General features: G+C 36.7%; 20 protein-coding genes and 4 pseudogenes. 20 read left to right on the top strand and 4 right to left on the bottom strand.

Going from position 1 to position 21958, the window contains the following annotated elements:
- Positions 1–35 precede the first annotated feature (35 nt).
- From WMO43_RS13305 to WMO43_RS13295, 3 genes are read left to right on the top strand one after another with little or no spacing between them, the layout of a single operon-like run.
- The gene (locus WMO43_RS13305; protein ID WP_353531514.1) at positions 36–1106 is read left to right on the top strand and encodes an ABC transporter permease subunit; all 1071 of its coding nucleotides are present in this window, start codon (positions 36–38) and stop codon (positions 1104–1106) included.
- Positions 1103–1759, top strand: coding sequence for a transporter (locus WMO43_RS13300; RefSeq protein WP_353531513.1), 657 nt, complete (start codon positions 1103–1105; stop codon positions 1757–1759). The genes WMO43_RS13305 and WMO43_RS13300 overlap by 4 nt, the downstream gene beginning before the upstream one ends.
- Before the next feature lie 3 nt (positions 1760–1762).
- Entirely contained in the window at positions 1763–2635 is an 873-nt protein-coding gene (locus WMO43_RS13295) for an ATP-binding cassette domain-containing protein (RefSeq protein WP_005339623.1), read from the top strand.
- Between the two features lie 37 nt (positions 2636–2672).
- Here the strand turns inward: WMO43_RS13295 and WMO43_RS13290 are convergent.
- Positions 2673–4918 (bottom strand): annotated as a pseudogene (locus tag WMO43_RS13290) (tetratricopeptide repeat protein).
- 249 nt (positions 4919–5167) lie between these two features.
- Here WMO43_RS13290 and WMO43_RS13285 point away from each other — a divergent pair.
- Positions 5168–5302, top strand: a complete 135-nt coding sequence (locus tag WMO43_RS13285) for a hypothetical protein (protein WP_353531512.1) — start codon at positions 5168–5170, stop codon at positions 5300–5302.
- A gap of 47 nt (positions 5303–5349) precedes the next feature.
- On the opposite strand, the gene WMO43_RS13280 is transcribed toward WMO43_RS13285, so the two are convergent.
- Entirely contained in the window at positions 5350–5958 is a 609-nt protein-coding gene (locus tag WMO43_RS13280) for a GNAT family acetyltransferase (protein WP_353531511.1), read from the bottom strand.
- Positions 5951–6136 (bottom strand): hypothetical protein, encoded by a 186-nt coding sequence (locus WMO43_RS13275; protein ID WP_014080774.1) that lies wholly within the window; start codon positions 6134–6136, stop codon positions 5951–5953. Before WMO43_RS13275 ends, WMO43_RS13280 begins: the two co-directional genes overlap by 8 nt.
- Positions 6137–6445: 309 nt before the next feature.
- Here WMO43_RS13275 and WMO43_RS13270 point away from each other — a divergent pair, with 309 nt between their 5' ends.
- The 14 genes and pseudogenes from WMO43_RS13270 (at position 6446) to WMO43_RS13205 (ending at position 20259) form a co-directional block, all read left to right on the top strand.
- Positions 6446–9418 carry a TOTE conflict system archaeo-eukaryotic primase domain-containing protein gene (locus tag WMO43_RS13270; protein WP_353531510.1) on the top strand — a complete coding sequence of 991 codons (2973 nt, stop codon included), beginning with the start codon at positions 6446–6448 and terminating at the stop codon, positions 9416–9418.
- Between the two features lie 40 nt (positions 9419–9458).
- Positions 9459–11363 (top strand): recombinase family protein, encoded by a 1905-nt coding sequence (locus tag WMO43_RS13265; RefSeq protein ID WP_434784191.1) that lies wholly within the window; start codon positions 9459–9461, stop codon positions 11361–11363.
- A gap of 20 nt (positions 11364–11383) precedes the next feature.
- Entirely contained in the window at positions 11384–12409 is a 1026-nt protein-coding gene (locus WMO43_RS13260) for a hypothetical protein (RefSeq protein WP_353531508.1), read from the top strand.
- 82 nt (positions 12410–12491) lie between these two features.
- Positions 12492–12734: a hypothetical protein gene (locus tag WMO43_RS13255; RefSeq protein ID WP_353531507.1), complete on the top strand. Its 243-nt coding sequence runs from the start codon at positions 12492–12494 to the stop codon at positions 12732–12734.
- Between the two features lie 195 nt (positions 12735–12929).
- The gene (locus WMO43_RS13250) at positions 12930–13127 is read left to right on the top strand and encodes a recombinase family protein (protein WP_353531506.1); all 198 of its coding nucleotides are present in this window, start codon (positions 12930–12932) and stop codon (positions 13125–13127) included.
- The gene (locus WMO43_RS13245) at positions 13120–13299 is read left to right on the top strand and encodes a recombinase family protein (RefSeq protein WP_353531505.1); all 180 of its coding nucleotides are present in this window, start codon (positions 13120–13122) and stop codon (positions 13297–13299) included. The genes WMO43_RS13250 and WMO43_RS13245 overlap by 8 nt, the downstream gene beginning before the upstream one ends.
- Positions 13290–13565: a hypothetical protein gene (locus WMO43_RS13240; protein ID WP_353531504.1), complete on the top strand. Its 276-nt coding sequence runs from the start codon at positions 13290–13292 to the stop codon at positions 13563–13565. The genes WMO43_RS13245 and WMO43_RS13240 overlap by 10 nt, the downstream gene beginning before the upstream one ends.
- Positions 13566–13692: 127 nt before the next feature.
- Positions 13693–13788 (top strand): annotated as a pseudogene (locus WMO43_RS13235) (hypothetical protein); the annotation flags it as partial.
- Positions 13789–13920: 132 nt separating this feature from the next.
- Positions 13921–14025 (top strand): annotated as a pseudogene (locus WMO43_RS13230) (hypothetical protein); the annotation flags it as partial.
- A 132-nt stretch (positions 14026–14157) separates the two neighbouring features.
- The gene (locus tag WMO43_RS13225) at positions 14158–15015 is read left to right on the top strand and encodes a hypothetical protein (protein WP_353531525.1); all 858 of its coding nucleotides are present in this window, start codon (positions 14158–14160) and stop codon (positions 15013–15015) included.
- 20 nt (positions 15016–15035) lie between these two features.
- Entirely contained in the window at positions 15036–15725 is a 690-nt protein-coding gene (locus tag WMO43_RS13220) for a response regulator transcription factor (protein ID WP_353531503.1), read from the top strand.
- Complete coding sequence (locus tag WMO43_RS13215) at positions 15701–16966, top strand: sensor histidine kinase (protein ID WP_353531502.1); 1266 nt, start codon at positions 15701–15703, stop codon at positions 16964–16966. Before WMO43_RS13220 ends, WMO43_RS13215 begins: the two co-directional genes overlap by 25 nt.
- Positions 16967–17143: 177 nt before the next feature.
- A complete protein-coding gene (locus tag WMO43_RS13210; protein WP_262538725.1) occupies positions 17144–17818 on the top strand; it encodes an ABC transporter ATP-binding protein in 675 nt (224 codons plus the stop codon).
- The gene (locus tag WMO43_RS13205) at positions 17815–20259 is read left to right on the top strand and encodes an ABC transporter permease (RefSeq protein ID WP_353531501.1); all 2445 of its coding nucleotides are present in this window, start codon (positions 17815–17817) and stop codon (positions 20257–20259) included. The genes WMO43_RS13210 and WMO43_RS13205 overlap by 4 nt, the downstream gene beginning before the upstream one ends.
- Positions 20260–20418: 159 nt before the next feature.
- Here the strand turns inward: WMO43_RS13205 and WMO43_RS13200 are convergent, their stop codons facing one another.
- Complete coding sequence (locus tag WMO43_RS13200) at positions 20419–20655, bottom strand: DUF6061 family protein (RefSeq protein WP_117824044.1); 237 nt, start codon at positions 20653–20655, stop codon at positions 20419–20421.
- A 437-nt stretch (positions 20656–21092) separates the two neighbouring features.
- On the opposite strand from WMO43_RS13200, the gene WMO43_RS13195 reads away from it, so the two are divergent.
- Complete coding sequence (locus WMO43_RS13195; protein WP_178035716.1) at positions 21093–21773, top strand: helix-turn-helix domain-containing protein; 681 nt, start codon at positions 21093–21095, stop codon at positions 21771–21773.
- A gap of 37 nt (positions 21774–21810) precedes the next feature.
- A pseudogene (locus WMO43_RS13190) lies at positions 21811–21958 on the top strand (GNAT family N-acetyltransferase); the annotation flags it as partial.

Here is a 21958-nt window from a genome sequence, read left to right as displayed (position 1 = left end):
ATGTTGTTAAAGAAATAAAGAAAGGAAGAGATACAATGAAAACAATCATAAAAAGAAGTATACTTGATTATTTAAAGAACCCTGTTTTGTGGATTGGTTTGATTATTATAGTTGCAAGTATGTATCAATGTCTGTCATCGTATTTGCAAATTCATTATATCAAACAGAATGAACAGATCACACAAAATGACGTAGCATTGGAAGATGCTGATGTCATGGATGGGTACATTCCCACATCTGATGATAAAGAAAGAAGAAGGGAGTGGGAAGATACGATCAAAGAGACGTTAATGGACACCTCCAAAAATGGTTTTGGATTTAGCAGGCAGGAAGCAGATCATGTAATGAAAGAAATTCAGAATATGGATGTAAAGACTGCTTCTGAGTTTTTGGAATCCCAATATGGCTATTATAATGCAATATATGCTTATGAGGACCTTGAAATTCATAAGGGGACAGCAGAAGAAATCAATCATTATATCGAGCGGAAATTATCCGAACATTCTTTTTCCTGGTACTTTGCCAAAAAGTTCACGGATTTTGCAGGATTGCATATGGCCTTTTTTGCAACCGTATTGCTATCATTTTTATTTATTCAGGATACACGAAAAAATACCTATGAATTATTACATACAAAGCCTGTTACGGCAATCCAATATATATGCGGGAAAGTAATAAGCGGATTCATTAGTATGTTGGGCGTATTAGTGATTTTGAATGTTATATTCTTTATGCTGTGTTTGAAAACGTCTTTAGAATCGGGCTTTCCGGTAACACCAATTGATTTTTGCGTGAATTCTCTGATCTATATTGTGCCGAATCTTTTGATGATATGTTGTGTCTATACAATTACAGCATTAATATTTAAAAATCCGCTTCCGGCAGCACCAGTTTTGTTTTTACACATTATATATTCAAATATGCTGACCGAGAAGAATGATATTTATTATATGAGACCGTTCTCTATTATGGTGCGATTCCCCGGCAGGTTTTTTGAAACACATGCAGCCAAAATGTCAAATATAAATCAGATTATGCTTGTGATCTCATCTGTTATATTAGTATGTATTTCTGTTACAATCTGGAAAAGGAGGAGGGTTCATTGAAAACGGAACTCAAAAACTGCCTGTCGTTATATAAGGTTTTTTATTCATGTGCATTTATACTGATATTGTGTGTTATTCATCCGATTATATACTATGAAGAAATCGGTTCAGCAATTCAGTCTCCAATAGCATTTTTAACAATTATTTTTTGTAGTGACACATACTTGATGGAAGTAAAAAGTAAGCGTGCCGATGTATTTCATTTGTATAATCAAAAAAAGCAGTTAAAAGTAATATCGCAGAGAGTGGGCGTTCAAATATTATATTTATTAATACTTTCCTGTGTTGGATATGTTTTGTTTTTCTGGCAAAAACCGGGCAGTGTAAACGAAGGCATTTCGGGTATTCAGATATTTCTTTTATATTTCATTGCAATGTTTGGAACTATCTGGCTTTGGAGTATATGCTCTGTGATTTTGTGTACATTGCTTCGAAATATGTGGGCAGGTATTGGATGTTTATTTGGAATTGTCATTGGACTTATATCAAAAGCGGGAAGTTCATTTTTCGGAAATCTGGGATTGTTTTCTTTCAGCTTTTGTGAACCTACTCAATTAATGTCCGAGAGTTGGATTTATGGAACGCTTGTGTCTTTTATAGCGGGGCTGTTTTTATTTGCATTATTACCAATGGCTTTAAAGAAAAGAGGATAGATTATGAGTATTAGAATAAATGATTTAACAGTTAGATTTAAAAATGGTGTAGTTGCAGTAAATAAGGCATCTCTTGAAATACCTAAGGGAATTTACGGACTTTTGGGTGAGAATGGTGCTGGAAAAACCACTTTGATGAGGGTTCTTACAACTGTTTTAAAACAAACGGAAGGAATGGTTTCCCTTGATGGAATTCTGTATAACGAGGGAAATTATGAGAAAATACAGAAAAAGATTGGTTATCTTCCACAGGAAATCGACTTATATCCGAATCTTACGGTGAAAGAATGTCTTGTATATATGGGAGGACTGTCAGGAGTAGCCAGAAATGACCTCGAACAAAGAATTACCTATTATCTGGAAAAGACTTCTCTTACAGAGCATCAGAATAAAAAAATGCGGCAATTATCTGGTGGTATGAAGAGACGTGTCGGACTCATACAGGCACTTCTTAATAATCCGGATTTTTTGATTATTGATGAACCAACAACCGGGTTAGATCCGGAAGAAAGGATTAGGATCCGCAATCTTCTGGTTGATTTTTCAAAGGATAGAACTGTGCTGTTTTCCACTCATGTAGTAGAAGATTTAGCAGCAACCTGTACACAGCTTGCCATTATGAAAAAAGGGAATTTTTTATATTCCGGAAGCGTGAGTGGATTGCTGGAAAATGCAAAGGGCTGTGTTTGGAATTGTACGGTACAAAATGCAGAAGAAGCCCGTTTGTTAGAAGCCAATTATTCTATTTCATCTAAGCAGTATGTAGAAAATGGAATTCATATGAAAATATTAAGCAAAGGAAAGCCAAATGAGAAGTGTGTCCCGGATAATGATATCACTTTGGAAGATGCGTATATTTACTTGACGAATAGTTGAATATAACGGCGGGCAAGTTGCCCGCCGTAAATTATGCTTATTTTGTTAAAAGACCGGATAGAGTTTTTCCAATGGAAAATCCAATCTGTGGATATAACTCCTGAATCTCCAGATATTTTGCTTCAATCATTTCAGGCTCATCAGCCAAGATCTTTTCATATATTTTGAAAGCTTTTTTAAAATGTGTTTTGGCGTGTGAAAGATTGGCGGTCATCAGATAAATGGTTGCAAGGGTTTCCTGTACTTTGGCATAATCCAGACAGTCATCGGAATGGTATTCCTTGATGATGCCGGATAATTTTTGTAATTCGGAGATTCCTCTTTCGGGTTCCTGCTGTTCTGTCAGGAACATTGCATAATTGGCAATCTGAGGTATGCTGTCATTTATATGAAGCAGGTTAAATTGGTCAAGCAGTGAGATACTTTTTTCCATGTGTTCTCTTGCAAGATCGGGATGAGCGTTCATGCGGTAAAGTCCACCGAGATTGGCATGAAGGTTGGAAACAAGGCGAGCATTGTCAGCAGTGATAGTTTCTATCTGGGCAAGTGCATCCTTTTCCAGTTTTATTGCTTTTTCAGGTTTGGTTTCAAGAGTTGCCTGAAAATCTAGTAATAATGCCCGGTCAGAGTCGGTTCCAATGTTTTTTGTCTTTAACAGCTCAGTCAGTTCCTGAATGATTCCATTCATACCTTTGTGGTAGTTATAGTTATCCATGTATGGAAATGCATTTTCCAGAAAAAGCAGATACTTTGGTATATCATCCTTTTCAATCAATTCTATGATATTTCCGATTGTTTGAAATAGCTTTTTGTAATAATCTACTTCCATTCCATGCATTAAACATATTTTCTGTAAAGAATCCAGTAATATGTGGCAGCGAGTTACAGATGGTTTTGTCTCTGAAAGGGTAATTTCTTGAATCATCGGATGCAGAGAGATAGTGCGACGTTTTGTTGTCTGGACAAAACCAGTCTCAATTAAATCGTTGATCTCATTTAGTGTGGGCAGTTCCAGCCATTTGGCAAATATACGGGCAGAAATACCGGTGGAAGGAAGAAAGCACATATTACACATGATATCCTGCTGTTCAAGAGATAAAGTGTATAAAGAAAACAGCGTATGGATATGATTGTAATAGGTGGCTTTGCTGCTTTGTCCATCTTTGATTATTTTAATTTTATCTTCGTTATGGAAAGATGCTTTTTCCACCTGAAGTCTTGTTAATAACTGGTCTGGAGTCGAGATTCTATTTTCCAGAAGTTTTGCTGCCAGTTCCACGGCAAAAGTATGAGAGTGAACAGTTTCGATGATCTTTTCAACTGTTGTCCGGTACGTGTCTGCCTCTGAATAAAATACTGATGCCAGCTGGAAGAGAGCGTTCATATCCTCTATTTCTTTTAATGGCAGAGTACAGTATTCATCCAGTTTGCTTCTGGTTGTAAACAAAATCTGGCAGTAATATTTTAATACTACTGACAGAAAGCTATCCTGTGTGGCAGTGACATTAAAATTATCTATGATAAGCAGAGTATCAGATTTCAGGGAACGCAGGAAACGGTTATGTCTTTGAAAGCGTTCCTGTTCAGTGCTTTCCGGAAGATCGTCAATAAAATCCATGTCAGTAATATCCTGATGAAGATTGCCGGTATATTCTACATAAAGTATATTGGTGTATTGCTTTATGTACCGCTTTGCGTAGGCTTTGGCAAGTTCGCTTTTCCGATTCCGGCGATTCCGCAAAGAAAAACATGACGGTTTTCCTCAAGCATGGTATATAATTCTTCCAGTTCTTTATCTCTTCCGATAAAATGACGGCATGGTTTCGGAACCTCACTGTCCATAATATAATCCAGCACAATGGGGGATAAAGCGCCTCCGGCGAGCAGCTTCTGATTTTTGGTATTACGTTTGATGAATTGGCGTTCCATGCCAAAAGAAATCAGTTTTGCAAGAAACAGCAGACGTGAGCTGGCTGGTTTGTACAGAGAAGCCAGATTTTTCTTTTTGGCATCGGAGATGGTGTCATCTTGTATAAATAATGTGTATATATCCTGCATAGCCATATTGCAGTCAGACATCAATGGAAGCAGATTTTGGTGAATGGTTTCTGCCAGCTTTTTCTGATTACTGGGTTTGGAATAGTAAGCGGATATTTTAGGACTGATTTTAGCCTGACCAGTCATCCAGCGGCAAACCAGACCGTTGTCCATTGAAAAATCCTGATTTGCCGGATCATCCATAAAATCTTCAAATAATTCGTATAAAAAATCAGGCTGACTCATTTGATTACTTTCGCTGATATGATTTTTTAAGCAAGTGCTAATAGAAGAAAAATCGCATCGATTCAATAGAAATTCCCCTTTCGTAGTTAAGATTAAGTATATCCATCATAACACGAACATATATTCGGTTCAAGGAAATGCGGATAGTTTTAAATTGATTGTGTCAATTTACAATCAATTTCTATTCAATGTGGTTTTCAGGCAGGTTCTGTAAAATAAGCTCAGAATAAACAATAACGGGAGGAGCTTATGCAACAGAATATTGAATTTGAGCGGTGCATTGATTTTCTGGTACGGATGATTGATAAGTACGGCGCTGAAGTCCTCCGGGAGTTGGAGGAAGAAAAACAGAATAAGGAAGAAAAAGAAGTGGCAGTTTCCTGAAATACAAAATGTAAATCAGACTGTCGCTTTTTTCATGCATTTTTAAATCAAATAAATTTTAAAAGCTGATGCAGAGTGTGTGGCTCATTATTCTGAGAAGCGGTAATACGAGTATCAAATGGCTTGAAATGATTCTGCGTATAAAAGCTCAGAAAAAATTCATTATCTTCGCATTCAAGGAACTCCATAACGCCACCTACGGAATATTTGAGACTGGATATGGTTTCCAGTGCAAATCCCAGTAGAATATTTCCAGGAATTCGTTTTTCCTTTGGAAGAGAATAGTTCTTTCCCAACTGGGCGATCAGGTAAGCTGCGGTAGTATAGGATTGTGTTTCTTCATCCAAAATACTGACACGGGACAGCTTTTTTGCCATTGTCTTGCTGATATTTGAAGCACGGACAGAGATGGGTTTTACTGTAAGTGAAAAATAACCAACCAGTGAAGCATCTTCAGCATCAAATACCAGATAAGTGATAGATTGATCTTTTTTGGTAAACTCAATCGCATTATGTAATAAAAAGTATTCCACATCGGGATTTTTGGGACAAGAAAAATCGGAGAGTAAGTCGTAAAGACTTTCCTCTCCGATATATGTCGGTTCGTCTTTATCCAAATATGCCCGAATATTAACGGTAAAATATTTATCAGACATGTTTTTTCTTCCTTTTTGACATTAAAGCTAAGATTTCCTGTGGGTTCGTTAACTGACGTCCGGGAAGTGTCTGCTTTGGTGTGCGATCACGGTCAGCTTCGTCAATTGCTGCGACAAAACGCTTTACGCTATTTGGATTGGATACGACAAAATTATGAGTAATACTTGAAGTAGCCATACTAACACCTCCTTTTTTTTTGCTTTTTTGTGTATTTATAGTATATGCAATGTGTGATAAAAACACAATATCAAAAACAGAAATTATTTCTAAATAATTTTCAAGCCGGACATTTATTAGACGCTTCCGGTAAGCGAACAATATTTTGATAACAGAAATGCTCTGTATCTAACTTAATTATACGATTGACAGAGAAGTGCGTCAATAAGAAAAATAAGTATTGAAAATAGTTGGAACAAGTACTAAAATTAAGTTGGGACATTGAATGGAAGTTATGTTACGAGATAATAAGAATTGTAGGTGGAAGGTTTGAACATAGAAGCATATGATGCGGATTCATTAAGAAAGATGGTTAGGTTGCTTGAATATGAGAACAAGATATTAAAAGATAAATTGAAGAAAGCAGGCATTTCATATGAAGAGGTGAATCCTTTTGAAGAAAAAATAGAAAGTGCAGAAGAATATGACCTGGATCAAGGGAATCGTATTGTAAATCCGCTGTATATTACAGAGAAAATGGCAATACGTTTCTTTTCGATGTTTTGGGGAAGAGAAGATGTATATGCCAGACGGGGAAAGAACGGGGGTTATTTTCCACAATGCGCAAATCGTTGGAATGACCGGCTTTGTCCTAAACAACGTAAAGAGAAGGTATTTTGTGATGAATGTGAAAATACCAAATGGATTAGTTTGGATGTAAAAAAAATAATTGCTCATTTGTTAGGCATAAAAGAAGATGGATCAGATGTAATAGGTGTATATCCTTTACTGCCAAATGGTACATGCAGATTTATTGTATTTGATTTTGATAATCACGAAAAAGGAGCAGAGGTTACGGACTTTGCAAATACGGATAATGAGTGGCATAAAGAAGTGGATGCGCTTAGAAAAATGTGTGAGCTTAATGGTATCAGACCTTTAGTTGAGAGATCTCGATCTGGAAAAGGTGCCCATGTATGGATTTTCTTTAAAAAAGCAATACCTGCGGCAACAGCAAGAAATTTTGGATTTCTCCTGTTAGACAAGGGTTCAACTTCCATCAATCTGAAATCGTTTCATTATTATGATAGAATGTATCCTTCGCAGGATGTGGCAAGCAGCATAGGTAATTTAATTGCATTGCCATTACAGGGGCAAGCACTTAAAAATGGAAATAGTGCTTTTGTAGATGAAAATTGGAATGCATATCCTGATCAATGGGATGCTCTTTTTAATAAAACAAGAAAGCTGGGAATAGAAGATATTGAACAATGCATGGCAAAATGGCAGAGAGAATTAGCAGAAGTCAGAGGATTGCTTACTAATAGTGAGAAGAATGTTAGACCGAAACCATGGAAGAAGAAATGTGAGTTTTGTAATTCAGATGTTGTGGGCAAGCTTCACATGGTATTGGGCAATGGAGTTTATATAGATACTCTGAATCTTATGCCAAGAATACAAAATCAGATTCGTAGTTTGGCGGCATTTGATAATCCGGAATTCTACAAAAATAAAAGGCTGGGATATTCTAATTATTATAATTTTAGTGCTGTATATTTAGGTAAGGATATAGATGGATATATACAGATTCCGAGAGGACTGCGTGAAAATGTTATACAGGAATGTGAAAAAGCAGGCATTTCAGTTGATGTTTCAGATCAAAGAGAAACAGGACAACCTATCAGAGTATCTTTTAAAGGTGATCTGCGAATGCAACAGGAATTAGCAGCAGAAAAATTATTATCACATTCAGATGGGGTTTTGAGTGCGGCAACTGCATTTGGAAAGACTGTAGTATGTAGTTATCTTATTGCAGAGCGAAAAGTAAATACGCTCATTTTGCTACAAAGTAAAGATTTGCTTAATCAGTGGGTTGATGAATTGAATCATTTCTTAGAGATAAGAGAAGAACCACCGGAATATGAAACAAAAACAGGAAGAAAGAAAAAAAGGAATAGTGTGATAGGCGTTTTGCACGGAAATAAAAATACATTGACAGGGATCATAGATGTTGCAATGGTTGGTTCAATGTACAGCAGAGGAAAATTTAATGAACGAATTAATTCTTACGGAATGGTAATTATGGATGAATGTCATCACGCAGCTTCTAATACATCTATGGAATTATTGCAGAAAATAAATGCAAAATACGTGTATGGTGTTTCTGCTACGCCTAAACGTGGCGACAGTCTTGATCGGATTATCTATATGCTGCTGGGACCTTTGCGACATAGATTTACTGCGTTGGAGAGGGCTAAGGAACAGGGGATTGGACATTATTTTGTCCCAAGATACACAAGAGTAGTTGATACTGCAGAAAGCAAGGATAATATTAATAAAGCATATAATTTGATAAGTACCAGTAAAGTGCGCAATGAAATGATCATAGATGATGTTATAACTTGTGTTGCAAGAAAACAAACTCCTGTAATTTTAACAAGATTTAAGGAACATGCAAAATTTTTACATGATGCCTTAAAGGAAAAAGCAGATCATGTATTCCTTCTATATGGGGATAATTCGGATAAGGAAAATGCTGAAATAAGAGTAAAATTAAAGCAGATACCTGAAAATGAATCGCTTATTTTGGTGGCAACTGGTCAGAAAATAGGAGAAGGGTTTGATTTCCCAAGACTGGATGTATTAATGCTTGCAGCACCTGTATCTTTTGAAGGACGCCTGGAACAGTATGTAGGTAGATTAAACAGAGATTATGTCGGAAAAGAAGCCGTTTATGTGTATGATTATATCGATTCGCATGTGCGTTATTTTGATAAAATGTATGCAAAAAGATTGAGAACATACAGGAAGATGGGATTTTCAATCTGGACGCAAGAGTTGCAACCTCAACAAATAATAAATGCAATATTTGATTCTGTAAATTATACCGAAAAATTCGAGCAAGATATTGTAGAGTCAGAAAAAATGGTGGTAATTTCCAGTCCGGATATCAGACAGGATAAAATTGACAGATTTTTATTACTAGTCAAGAAGAGACAGGAAGTAGGGGTAAAGGTCACAGTTATTACAACAGATCCGGAAGATATTACTTACGGAAAGTCAGATGTATGTTATGAATTAATCAGAGCAATGCAATTGGTAGGAATAAATGTGATAACAAGAACAGAAGTAGAAGAATGTTTTGCCGTTATTGATGATGAAATAGTATGGCATGGCGGGATGAATCTACTTGGAAAAGCTGATGTCTGGGATAACTTAATGCGTATCAGAAATTCACAAGTTGCAACGGAATTGCTGGAAATTGCTTTGGGATGTTCTGAGGAGAGGAGGAAAAGTGAATAAAAAGATAAAATGTAATATCTATACCAGAGTATCCACAACCATGCAGGTAGATGGCTACAGTCTGGATGCTCAGAAAGAAAAACTCAAGAGATATGCGGAATTTCAGAATATGGAAATCGTAAATGAGTATTCAGACGAAGGTAAATCTGGAAAGAGCGTAGAGGGCAGACCGGAATTTCAGAGAATGTTGGATAATATTGAGAATGGAACAGATGAGGTGCAGTTTGTATTGGTGTTCAAGCTTTCCAGATTCGGTCGTAATGCGGCAGATGTGTTAAACTCTCTGCAAAGAATGCAGGATTTTGGAGTGAATCTAATCTGTGTAGAAGATGGAATTGACAGTTCAAAAGATAGTGGAAAGCTGATGATTTCTGTTCTGTCTGCAGTGGCAGAGATTGAACGGGAGAATATCCTTGTTCAAACAATAGAAGGGCGTAAGCAGAAAGCTAGGGAAGGAAAATGGAACGGTGGATTTGCTCCATATGGCTATGAATTGGTAAATGGAGAATTGCAGATTGCAGAGGATGAAGCAGAGATTATTCGTCTGATCTATGAAAAATTTATTCATACCAATATGGGAATCTCTGCGATTGCTGCATGGCTGAACCAGCATGGATATAAAAAGAAAAAACGACAGAATAATACACTGGACGCATTTGCCGCATCATTTATAAAAGGCGTTCTGGATAATCCGGTATACTGTGGAAAGCTGGCTTATGGACGAAGGAAGAACGAGAAAGTTTCTGGAACAAGAAATGAATATCGCATTGTAAAGCAGGAAAATTATATGCTGCACGATGGTATCCATGAAGGAATCATCTCAGAAACAGACTGGGAGCTTGCTCATCAAAAACGAGAAAAAACAGGTGTGAAATATGAAAAGACACATAGCCTCGATCATGAGCATATTTTATCTGGAATATTGAGATGTCCGTTATGTGGAAGCGGTATGTATGGAAACGTGAACCGAAAGAAAAAGAAAGACGGAACCTTATATAAGGATTATTTCTATTATGCCTGCAAACATCGTCGCCTGGTAGATGGTCATAAATGTGGATATCGTAAACAATGGAGCGAGGAGAAGATTAATAATGCAGTGGAAGAAGTTATTCGGAAGCTGGTGAAGAATCCTAAATTTGAAGAAGCAATTCTGAATAAAATCGGTTCAAGAATAGATACAGAAGAAATAGAAAAAAAGATTGAAAGGCTGGAAAAACAGCACAGGCAGCTGACCGGAGCAAAAGCAAGACTTGGACAGCAGATGGACAGTCTGGATATCATGGATAAATTTTATGAAAAGAAATATCAGGATATGGAGACACGCTTATATCGTCTGTATGATGAAATTGAAGGCGTGGAGAACAGTATAGAGGAAGTCAAGAACCGCCTGTTGAATATCCGGCAACAGAAAATATCAGAAGAAAACGTCTATCAATTTCTTTTGTATTTTGATAAACTATATGATAAGTTCACCGACCGGGAGAAGAAAGAATTTCTTAACAGCTTTGTAGAACAGGTGGACATTTACGAGCAGGAGCAGCCAGATGGCAGATTCCTGAAGCACATAAAGTTCCGTTTTCCAGTGTATTTTGGAGACAGGGAAACACAGGAACTTTGTTGGGACAAAGAAAGTACCGCTGAGACGGTTGTCAAATTATCCCTCAAAAAAGATACCCCTAAGATTGAGGTTACAATGGAGCCTGAGGAAGAGAGTAATTATACACCACAAGAAAAGGCTACTTATTCAAAGATTAAGGAATATGTGAAGGAAAAGTACGGTGTGAATGTGCATACTTCTTATATTGCACAGGTAAAGCGGATGTGTGGTCTGGACATGGGCGAAAATTATAATAAGTCTAAGAAAGAGAATCCAGAAGTAAAACAGTGTCCGCAGGAGAAGGTGGAGTATATTAAGGATGCGTTGAAACATTTTGGATTGATATAGAATAGGAGATGATTTACTGTATGGAAACAAGAGAATTAGCAGCATTATCACAGATAGCAGAAGTTTTATCAGATAATAATAAAAGTCCGTTAATTCCGTCTGAAGATATATGGAAAAAAATTTTTTGTGGTGCAGGATTAGAGGATTTATTTGAAGAACGTGCACCCCAATTTCAGATAGATAGTAGATATGATGGTTATGAAAAGGAGTTATTATTTAATGATAGGACATACAATGGTCTTTATGAAACGTTTAAAGAGTTGGAATACCAACCGGAAAAATTAATAATGTTTTTAAATGGTATTGCGAATCGAATGTCAGTATATCGTATTTTTGATTCTGACAAGGAAGAGAGCATTAAGAAAAAATATGTAAATGTAAAGGGAACATATCTTGATGAAATGATGCTAAGTGTTGATGATGAACAGAAAAATATTATTTTATCAGAATTTGCGTCAAAAGATTTTAATAGACTAAAGAGCTATGTAAATATTATTAATTTGGACTTTCTGTATTGTGATGAAGAACTATGTGTGCAGCCATTTACAGCAAGAGGAAATGAAAGTGTACAAGACATAGATATAATTTCGCATTGGCTATATGCAGAGCATAGGGATGTATATGAGAGTTATGAATCTGCTAAGAAAGCGTTTGCAAATGGTGAAAGTGTGTCTTGTGTAATGCAGTGTAGAAATATAATAACTGGTATTTTTTCAAGTCAAAAGTCAGAACAAAGAAAATGGTTAGATGGTTTAAAAAAAATATGCCACAAAGATAAAAATATAAATAATGTACAAGCAAATAAAATTGCAGAGATGAAATATAACGAAAATAGCAATGAAGCGAGTGAAAGATATCAATATCCAAGATTTAAACTTTTTTATAGATTATATTCGTTTACCTGTGCGTTAGGAGCACATCGGAATGAGGGAAATATGACTATAACTGGTGTTGATAATGAAGTAACAAGTATTGATGATGCCTTGTTGGCATTAAGAATGACAGAGGATACTTTAATATGGTTTTATAAAAATAAATCAGTATAGTTTTAGAATGATAGAGAAATGGAATATAAATAATGCTTACGGTAAGATATAAAAATACCATTGAAGTAAGGAGAATTTGAGAATGCAGAATTATGATGGTCAATTTGAACTAAATGGACAGGAATATTTTTATAGAGCAAAGGATGACAGTGGAAGTTCAAAAATTACAAGGGTTAATAATGAAGAACATCATTACCGAATGGTTGAAATAACTAATAGGGGAACTGGGAATTATGATGTTATGATGATTAGTACAGGAGATTCATTTACTATGTTTCCTGATATGGTTAAGAACCAGTATGAGAAGTATCTTAATTCAAAATAAAATATTTCGATTAATGGAAGGTTGAAATACACCTTCTTTTTTTATACTCATTTTTAAGGAGGTGGTGTCAAAAAGCATACATAAATATCGGGACGTTCCGTAAATGGATGTTCATACATTTTGGGACTGTTTAGCAGTCCTTTTTTTGTAGTTTCAAAAAGTACACATTTCAGGACTAAGGAAGGAGCTAATATCATGAAGAGATATGGTTATCACAGAACAAGTACAAGAGAACAGCATTTAGACAGAGGCATCAAGGAGATTACAACCTATTGTGAGCAGAACAATCTGGAACTGGAAAAGATATTTAATGACCAGCAGACAGGAAAGAATTTTAATCGTCCAAGATATCAGGTATTGAAAGAGGATGTATTAAGAGCAGGTGATGAGTGAGGTAGACAGGCTTGGCAGAAATAAGCAGGAGACTTTAAAGGAGTTGCAGTATTACAGGGATAATGGCATCCGTGTAAAGATACTGGAACTTCCAACTACACTTATGGATTTATCAAAGTTGGATAATGCTATGGCTCGTATGCTGATGGAAACATCAATAATATGCTTATAGAATTATATGCAGCTATGGCTCAGGCAGAGATTGAGAAGAAAGAGAAACGACAGCGTGAAGGTATAGATTCTAAAAAGGCTCGTGGTGAATGGGATGATTACGGCAGACCAGCAGTGATGCCGATTGATGAATTTTCAGAGCATTATCAGAAAGTGGTGTCAGGAGAAATCCGTCCGTTTGAACTGATGAAACAGCTTGGCATGAGTAAGAGTACATATTACAGATATATTAAGAAAATTCCTACAATGACGAGATTGTATAAGTAAATCGTTGATTTTGTTAGTGGGTAGGGTATTGAATCTAACATCATACGCCAAACAATGTAGAAAATGAGCAAATTTGATGCTTATGGAAGTGACAATATGATATAATAACCCAGTATATACAGGAAGAATAGCATTTGGAAGAACCAGACTTGAACGTGTTGAAGGAACTGAAAATGAATATCGTAGGGTAAAATCAGATGATTATATCTTAAGTGACGAGGTGGTACATGAACCAATTATAAGCGACGAATTATTTGAAGCAGCTAAAAGAAAAAGGCAAGAGACAACGACAACAGGAAATCTTAGAGTTGGAAGATATGCGAAGCATCTGTTATCTGGTATCTTAAAGTGTCCTATGTGTGGGTCATCCATGTATGCTGATATCGTACAGTGGAAAAATAAAGATGGAAAGGTTATGCAAAAAAATAAGTATCAATGTGGTCATTATGCTAAATCTAAGTTTGGACAATGCCAGAAGAATACTATTTCAGCAGAATGGATAGAGGGAGAAGTTATTGCCTATACGAAGCTTTTAGTGAGAAATAAACAGTTTGCAGAGGATATTCAGAGTAAGCTTGGAAATAAAACAGATGTGACAGAAATTGATAAGAAACTGGATAATTACCACAAGCTTATAAAGGAACTGGAAAAAAGCAAGAGTAATCTGGAAAGATATATTGATGCTATATATGATGATGACAAGTATGCTGAACGTAAAAGACAGGATATGAATAACCGCCTTAACAAAATTTATGAGGAAATCTATGATATTGAGGATAGGATAACAGATTCTGAAAAAAAGAAGGAAGCTGCACAGCAGGATGTTCTTACAAAGGAAAATGTATTCAAGATGCTATTGGTTTTCGACAAGATTTTTGATAAAATGAATGATGTGGATAAGCGTAAGCTTATTGAGAGCATGATAGCGGAAGTACACCTTCATCTAAAGGAAACATGGGAAGAGGGAAAGAATCCGATAAAAGAAATAAAGTACGCATTTCCAGTAAGTAAAGAGGTTATGGATGCTTTGAGGGAAAATGTTGCATCCGTGGAGACTGTTGTTCTTTTGTCCCAATTGAAACAGAAGCCGGATGATTATATTAATGTCACGATTGAACTTGATGATGTGGATATAACATCTGCAGAGACTAAGGCAACATATGATGAGATAAAGAAGTATGTGGCTGAACATAATGCCGGCATGAAGGTTTCCAATCTGTATATCTCACAGGTAAAGAGAAAATGCGGAATTGAGGTTGGAAAGAATTTGCGCGTTGCAACGAGGAGAATGGACTGCTTGCAGGGCAATTCGACGACTGCCGCGACAGACTTGGAACTTGTTCCAAGTCCTAATTTACCTAAAAATGAAGATAGCAGGCAGCCGCAGTGTCCAGAAGATAAAGAGAGTGCAATTGTGGAGGCATTGAAGCATTTTAAGATGAATAGTTAATAAAGAGAGGTGCAGATGCTATGCCAGGTATACTCGTGGTTGAAGATGATGAAAATCTAAATCGTGGAATTACATTTTCACTGAAAAAATCCGGATATGAGGTTTTTTCAGCAGAATCAGTGAAAAAAGCGAAAAGAATTGCAAGTGATAATAATGTGGATGTTACCATTTGTGATGTGAATCTTCCGGATGGGAATGGACTGGAATTTGTAAGGTGGATGAGATGCAATTATAATACATACATTATTTGCCTTACAGCACTAGATCAGGAGATGGATCAGGTTATGGGATATGAAGCAGGGGCAGATGATTATATTACAAAGCCGTTTAGTCTTTCGGTACTTCTTTTGAAAATAGAAGCACATTTCCGTCGCAGACAGGAGAAAACGGAAGCCGGAAAGATGATTTCGGGAGATATCGTATTTATCGCAGGAGAAATGAAAGTCCTGATAAAGAGTCGTGAAATCAGTCTGACAAAAACGGAGTTGAAAATGCTGACTTTTTTTCTTCAGAATCCGAAAAAGATTCTTTCAAAAACACAAATATTGGAAAATGTGTTTGATCTGGAAGGGGATTTTGTGGATGAAAATACAATCGCTGTCAATATCAGAAGACTCCGTGAGAAAATTGAAGACAATCCGGCTGCACCGATCTATATAAAGAATATCAGAGGTCTTGGGTATATATGGAATCAGGAGGTAAGGCAGTGACAAAGAGATATCGCAAGAAGATCACAGTAGTGCTCTCCTTGGTATTGCCTGTCATAGTATTGTTTGCAATATTAAATTGCATTACCACGTATGTGTTTTATGAAGATTATAAATATAAAATGAATCTTATGACAGAGATTGCTGCAAAGGAAGAAATTTCTGGGCTGGATGCTGTTTCGGAATTGCTTAAGGATAAAGATATTGAAACGAACGAACCGGGAAGGCGATTATTGGAGCAATATGGATACTGGGGGAATAAAGGGAATGCGTTTTTTGCGCAATTCCTGCATCAGGTTATGGTGACCGGTGTTGTAAGCACTTTGATATGCGTGCTTCTTTTGACCTTTTTACTTTATTGGAAGAAAAAAGAAGATGCGTGTCATCAGAAAATTTTAGACCAGTTGGAAGAAATTCTGATCAGATTCCGTGAAAATAAATTTGATGATTTACTGAAAACGGAAAATTATGCAGAACTGGAAAAATTGAATGACCAGCTTGAAGCAATCGGACATCATATTCAGTTGCTAAAGGAAGAAGCACGGGAAGAAAAAGAGAGCACGAAAGAAATGGTTTCTGATATCTCTCATCAGTTAAAGACACCGGTTGCAGCTTTGGATACATGTTTTAGTGTGCTGATGCAGAATGACTTAAGTGCCACAGAACAGGAGGAGTTTCGTATCCGTTGTCGGAGTGCTCTGGATGGACTGGAGACATTATTGCAATCGCTTCTTGAAATATCCAAGATGGAAACTGGATTGATTCAGATGAATAAGAAAAAACTTCCGCTTATGGATACTGTCATATCTGCTGTGAACCGTACTTATACCAAAGCGGATGAGAAAGAAATTGAATTCGTTTTTGACTATGAGAAAGAGCTGGAAACATGCACGATTATGCAGGATAAAAGGTGGCTTGGTGAAGCTGTGATCAACGTTCTGGATAATGCAATCAAGTACAGCCCGGGTGGTTCAAAAATATTTATCCGGTTACAAAAAAGAAACGATCTTGTAAGAATGGAAATTGAGGATCAGGGAATTGGTATTCCGCAGAATGAGTATCACAAAATTTTTCAACGATTTTACAGAGGAAGTTCCAAGGAGGTCATGGAAAAGAGTGGTACAGGAATCGGACTTTTTCTATCGAGAGAAATTATCGAAAAACACGCAGGTACGATTACGGTAACCTCCGGCAAAAAGAAAAAAGGAAGCACGTTTGTGATTCAATTACCATATGTTGGTTAAATTTTAAGTGAGCAGAAATCTTACAATTCTGTAAGACTTCTGCTCGTTTTTTGAAAGTGAAATGAAAGATTGTCCTGATACAATTTGGATGTAGGTTGAAAAATGACCAAATATATAAACAGGCAAAGAAAGCGTGCTGAAAAGGTACGCTTTACAGGATTGAAAAGGAGGCAACACATGAGTGTGATATTAGAAACCAAGCAGCTTTGTAAGTTTTATGGCGCAGGTGAGAATCAGGTCAAAGCGGTCAATCAGGTGGACATTCAGATTGAGCAGGGAGAATTTGTCGCAATTGTCGGAAAGTCAGGTTCCGGTAAAAGTACATTACTTCATATGCTTGGAGGGCTTGATATTCCGACAAAAGGCAGTGTTACTTTAGCCGGAAAAGATTTATACAGGATGAAGGAAGATGCCCTTGCTGTTTTCCGCAGAAGAAAAATCGGATTTGTTTTTCAGGCATTTAATCTGGTTTCATCTGTTAATGTCTGGGAAAATATTGTACTGCCACTGGGGCTGGATGGAAGAAAAGTGGATGAAGCGTATGTAAATGATATTATTGCAACTTTGGGGATTGAAAAGAGGATTTACAATCTGCCAAATCAGTTATCCGGAGGACAGCAGCAGAGAGTAGCAATTGCAAGAGCACTGGTGAATCGTCCGGAAATTATATTTGCAGATGAGCCGACAGGAAATCTTGATTCTAAGACCAGTGATGAGGTAATCGCCCTGCTTAAGATGACAGCAAAAAAATATGGACAGACAATTGTAATGATTACCCATGATGACGAAATTGCACAGGTCGCTGATCGTATTCTGGTAATTGAGGATGGACAGGTGGTGGATTTCAGATGAAGACAATAAGCAGGATTGCATATAGCAATGACAAAAAGAACAAGACAAGAAGTATACTGATTATGATGTCCATATGTCTGACTACGATGCTGCTTGTGATTATCAGTACTGTGGGAAATGGAATGATCCGTTTACAGAAAAGTCAGGCGGCAGGCTCATATGGAAGCAATTATGGTTTGTTTGTCGCAGCAGATGCCTCGCAGTTAAAGGACGTACGCCGCCGTGCAGAAATAAATGCAATAGGAATTATGTGTACAGAAGGCATAATTAAAGGCAACGAAAACGGTGGTTTTGTCTGCATGGATGAGACTGCAATAAAAATGCTTCCCTATAATAAGGAATATGAGTTAAAGGAAGGAAAGTATCCGGGGGGAACGCAGGAAATTGCCGCAGGAAGAGCATTTTTTAGTGAAATGGGATATGATGATGTAAAGGTCGGAGATACGGTTACACTGGATTACCGCGCAGGGATGCAGTCAGAATATAAGCCGGAAGAATTTGTTGTCAGCGGAATCCTATATGATCGGGATGAGTATACCATCGAGGCATCTTATGTTGCTTTCGGGTCACAGGAGTTTTATGATGAGCACGTCGCAGAGAATGACAGACAGTATAATATTTATTTTACTTTAAATGATTCTGCAAATGTATCTATGAATAATATTGATTCGGTTATAAAGCAGATTGCAGCAGCTTGTGGGATCGAAGAAAAAAACGTTATAGTCAATGATCTCTATTTGCAATGGGTCTTGCAGCCGAGTTATGAAACGATTGCGGTATGCGGGGTTTTGATTCTTGCAATTGTACTTTTCTCTGTTGTGGTCATTTATAATATTTTTCAGGTCGGTATTGCCAACAAGATACAGGAGTATGGAAAAATCAAGGCTCTGGGAGCGACAAAAAAGCAGATGAAACAACTGATCTTCAGAGAGGGCATTTTTTTGACATTTTTTTCCATACCAGTTGGATTGCTTTTTGGCTTTCTGATTGCAAAATGCGGTTTTAACTGGCTGGTAGAACAGGGGAACCTTGTATCAACCGGAACTGGCTCTATGGGAGTTCAAAATCAGCAGGTGCCTCTGTTTTCCCTGCCTGTTATGCTTCTCTGTATTTTCGTATCATTTCTTACCGTTGCTTTGGCACTGCGTAAACCAATGAAAATTGTTTCACGGATTTCACCTATCGAAGCAACACGGTATTTAGAAAATGCAGAAACACAAAAAAAAGGAAAACGAAATGGCAGAAAAAATGTCACCGTGTTTTCTATGGCAATGGCAAATGTAACGGGTAATCCCAAAAGCACTATTGGTACTATCCTCACAATGGGTTTTTCTTGCGTATTGTTTGTGATTATCTCTAATTATGTGGGAAATATTGACACGGAGCATGAAGCACGTCTTTCCGTTAATCATGGACAATTTGAACTGCAGCTTGACTATTCTGCTGAGTATGATGAAAGATATCCGGAGAATAATCTGGATACGATTCTGACGGATGATCCATTGAATGATTCGCTGATTGAAGAAATCAAAAGCATTCCGGGAGTAACAGATGTCATGACGAGAGAGATTGTCTCTGTAAATCTGAACGGAACAAGATTTCCGGCTACTATTGTGAGTAAAAAGGATTTTGATTTTATGCGCCAAGAAGGGGATATTGGCTCTATGGACTATGATCAGGCGGTAAAGAATGGTGATATTTTCTTTGGCTGGTCAACGTGGATGGAACAAGATGGATATGCTCCGGGTGAATCCATTGCATTTGACTTTGAGAATGGAAGTGGAACCTATACCTATCAGGGAAAGATTGCAGGATCTTTTGTAAGTGCGGACACTTATCTTGTCATTCCGGAAGGTGTATATCGTTCCATGAATCCGAGAGGAACAGCCTATGGCTATCTGTGGGTGGACTGTGATAAAAAAGATGTGGCATCTGTAGAACAAAGTCTGAATACTTTGATTTCTAATACTTCGCATATAAAAATGGATACTTATCATGCGCAGTTACAATCTGCCGAATTTGCAAGCAGCATGATGAAGCTTGGCTGTTATCTGTTTATGGCTATTGTAGGACTCATCGGGTTTATGAATATGGCGAATACCATGATCATGAATATTACGACAAAAAAGCAGGAATATGGTGTGTTACAGGCTGTGGGTATGACAAATAAACAATTAAATTTATGCCTGCAGTTACAGGGGCTGATTTTTACGGTTGGCACCATATGCGTAGCTTTGATCATTGGTCTGCCACTCGGCTATGCACTTTTTTCCTATGCAAAACATATTGGAATATTTGGAATGAATATCTATCATGTTCCAATTGTACCAATTTTTATTATGATTTTTTTGGTCGGTCTGTTGCAGATTGTACTTTCCTGCGTTTTAAGCAGTAATCTGAAAAAGGAAACGCTGGTAGAAAGAATAAGGTATCAGGGATAGCAAGTATTGCTGGGATATCCTCAGTATCATAACAGGAATTAAAAGCACTTGGTTTCAAAAAGTTTTGTACTTTTGACAAAATGCAACCGATTTTTCATCAATTATAATAAATTTGATTAAGCAGCCTGTGTGTAATGAAGCATACAGGCTGCTTGCATTTTATAACTCTAATGAATCTTCTGTATCTACCCACATCTGTAAATTGCCCTCAAGATATAATCTCGCATATTCAAGTGGTTCATCGACTGCAAGTGAAGTCAATGCACAGTCTGATCCGGGTGTGGTTTTTAAATCCTTTTCGGCTTCCCAGCAGTCAATGCGAAGCATATAGCCAACATTTGTATAAATGTCAATGCTGTTTCGTTGTGGATTGTATTCTGCAAATATTGTTCTCATCGTATCCCATCTCCTTATCATTTAATCAATCATTAGTAGCAAAAATTAAGAAGCATTTCAATCAGTCCACCATGTCACTTTTATTTTATGTTATACTGTTTTATATAATTTTTTTGCCCTTGTATTTGCCCTTATCAGAGTTCATAAACACTGATGGGACGATATAACACAAGGGAAAAAATAAGGGAAAGCTCACCTGCGACAAATCCAGTGTTTTCAAGGGTTTGCGGAGAATTTAATAACAAAATATAACAGTTATTAAATCTCTTAAAACAGGTGAAATCTCAATCGGAAGTTGCCTCACACGTTGTATATGAAAAAATCATGAACAACAAGAAGGCAAAGAATATTTGCGTTAAAAAATAGAAATGTAAAAAGCTAATTGCTTGTTAATTTAGCAAATACATATAAAAATGTAATTGTAAGGAGGTAGGAATATGCAATTAGGTCAAGCGATTGCACAAATCAGAAAGGAACGAGGGCTGACACAAGAAGCTTTTGCAAAAATGTATAATGTAACAAGGCAAACGGTTTCAAATTGGGAGAACGAAAAGAGCTATCCAGATTTGTCTACATTAGTAAAAATTAGTGATGAGTTCAATGTTTCTCTTGACATTTTATTGAAAGGAGATTTTCGTATGGTAAAAGATATTGATAAGAAGATAAAAAAACAGCCATTCTATATAGGAATTATAATCGGTTTAGTCATTATTGTTGTTGCTTTATTTTCCTTTATTTATGCCAATGACAAAAGGCTTAGTGATACTACAAAAGACTATGCAGATTTGATGTTAAATTCTGCGGTATCAATAGAGATACATGACTCTCAAAGCGACAAGCTGATAGCAAAATATGGAGATAAAAGTAGTATAGATAAGGTCAATGCTATTTTAGATATCGAGAACTGGGAAAAAGTAGAGAATATAGATAAAAACATCAATCCTATATACACCTTAGAGTTATATTATGATACTACGAAGCAAGATGCAAATGATGATATAAAAGAGATTACCATTTACAGTAATGGAGAATATGTTTCATTTTTTACTACTTCACCAGGAGGAGTTAAACAAAACTATAAAACTAATATTGATATTGCGGAATTAATAGACAAATAATATCTTAGATAAATTCCAATTTGACGGAGTAATGGATATGAAAATACGAGAAGTGAATGAGAATAAAAAGCAGTTTATATCCTTATTGCTATTAGCTGATGAGCAGGGAAATATGATTGATCGCTATCTTGAAAAAGGTACTATGTATGCACTTGAAGATGGTAATGTAAAAGCTGAATGTGTTG

The sequence above is a fragment of the Maccoyibacter intestinihominis genome (assembly GCF_040096355.1).
Classification (GTDB): domain Bacteria; phylum Bacillota; class Clostridia; order Lachnospirales; family Lachnospiraceae; genus Maccoyibacter; species Maccoyibacter intestinihominis.
This window is presented reverse-complemented; position numbering and strand designations above follow the sequence as displayed.

What these genes read in the sequence shown, in the direction of transcription:
- WMO43_RS13305 (WP_353531514.1), top strand. Translation starts at nt 36, where the DNA reads ATGAAAACAATCATAAAAAGAAGTATACTTGATTATTTAAAGAACCCT.
- WMO43_RS13295 (WP_005339623.1), top strand. Translation starts at nt 1,763, where the DNA reads ATGAGTATTAGAATAAATGATTTAACAGTTAGATTTAAAAATGGTGTA.
- WMO43_RS13285 (WP_353531512.1), top strand. Translation starts at nt 5,168, where the DNA reads ATGCAACAGAATATTGAATTTGAGCGGTGCATTGATTTTCTGGTACGG.
- WMO43_RS13280 (WP_353531511.1), bottom strand. Translation starts at nt 5,958, where the DNA reads ATGTCTGATAAATATTTTACCGTTAATATTCGGGCATATTTGGATAAA.
- WMO43_RS13275 (WP_014080774.1), bottom strand. Translation starts at nt 6,136, where the DNA reads ATGGCTACTTCAAGTATTACTCATAATTTTGTCGTATCCAATCCAAAT.
- WMO43_RS13265 (WP_434784191.1), top strand. Translation starts at nt 9,459, where the DNA reads ATGCAGGTAGATGGCTACAGTCTGGATGCTCAGAAAGAAAAACTCAAG.
- WMO43_RS13260 (WP_353531508.1), top strand. Translation starts at nt 11,384, where the DNA reads ATGGAAACAAGAGAATTAGCAGCATTATCACAGATAGCAGAAGTTTTA.
- WMO43_RS13255 (WP_353531507.1), top strand. Translation starts at nt 12,492, where the DNA reads ATGCAGAATTATGATGGTCAATTTGAACTAAATGGACAGGAATATTTT.
- WMO43_RS13250 (WP_353531506.1), top strand. Translation starts at nt 12,930, where the DNA reads ATGAAGAGATATGGTTATCACAGAACAAGTACAAGAGAACAGCATTTA.
- WMO43_RS13245 (WP_353531505.1), top strand. Translation starts at nt 13,120, where the DNA reads ATGAGTGAGGTAGACAGGCTTGGCAGAAATAAGCAGGAGACTTTAAAG.
- WMO43_RS13240 (WP_353531504.1), top strand. Translation starts at nt 13,290, where the DNA reads ATGCTTATAGAATTATATGCAGCTATGGCTCAGGCAGAGATTGAGAAG.
- WMO43_RS13220 (WP_353531503.1), top strand. Translation starts at nt 15,036, where the DNA reads ATGCCAGGTATACTCGTGGTTGAAGATGATGAAAATCTAAATCGTGGA.
- WMO43_RS13215 (WP_353531502.1), top strand. Translation starts at nt 15,701, where the DNA reads ATGGAATCAGGAGGTAAGGCAGTGACAAAGAGATATCGCAAGAAGATC.
- WMO43_RS13210 (WP_262538725.1), top strand. Translation starts at nt 17,144, where the DNA reads ATGAGTGTGATATTAGAAACCAAGCAGCTTTGTAAGTTTTATGGCGCA.
- WMO43_RS13205 (WP_353531501.1), top strand. Translation starts at nt 17,815, where the DNA reads ATGAAGACAATAAGCAGGATTGCATATAGCAATGACAAAAAGAACAAG.
- WMO43_RS13200 (WP_117824044.1), bottom strand. Translation starts at nt 20,655, where the DNA reads ATGAGAACAATATTTGCAGAATACAATCCACAACGAAACAGCATTGAC.
- WMO43_RS13195 (WP_178035716.1), top strand. Translation starts at nt 21,093, where the DNA reads ATGCAATTAGGTCAAGCGATTGCACAAATCAGAAAGGAACGAGGGCTG.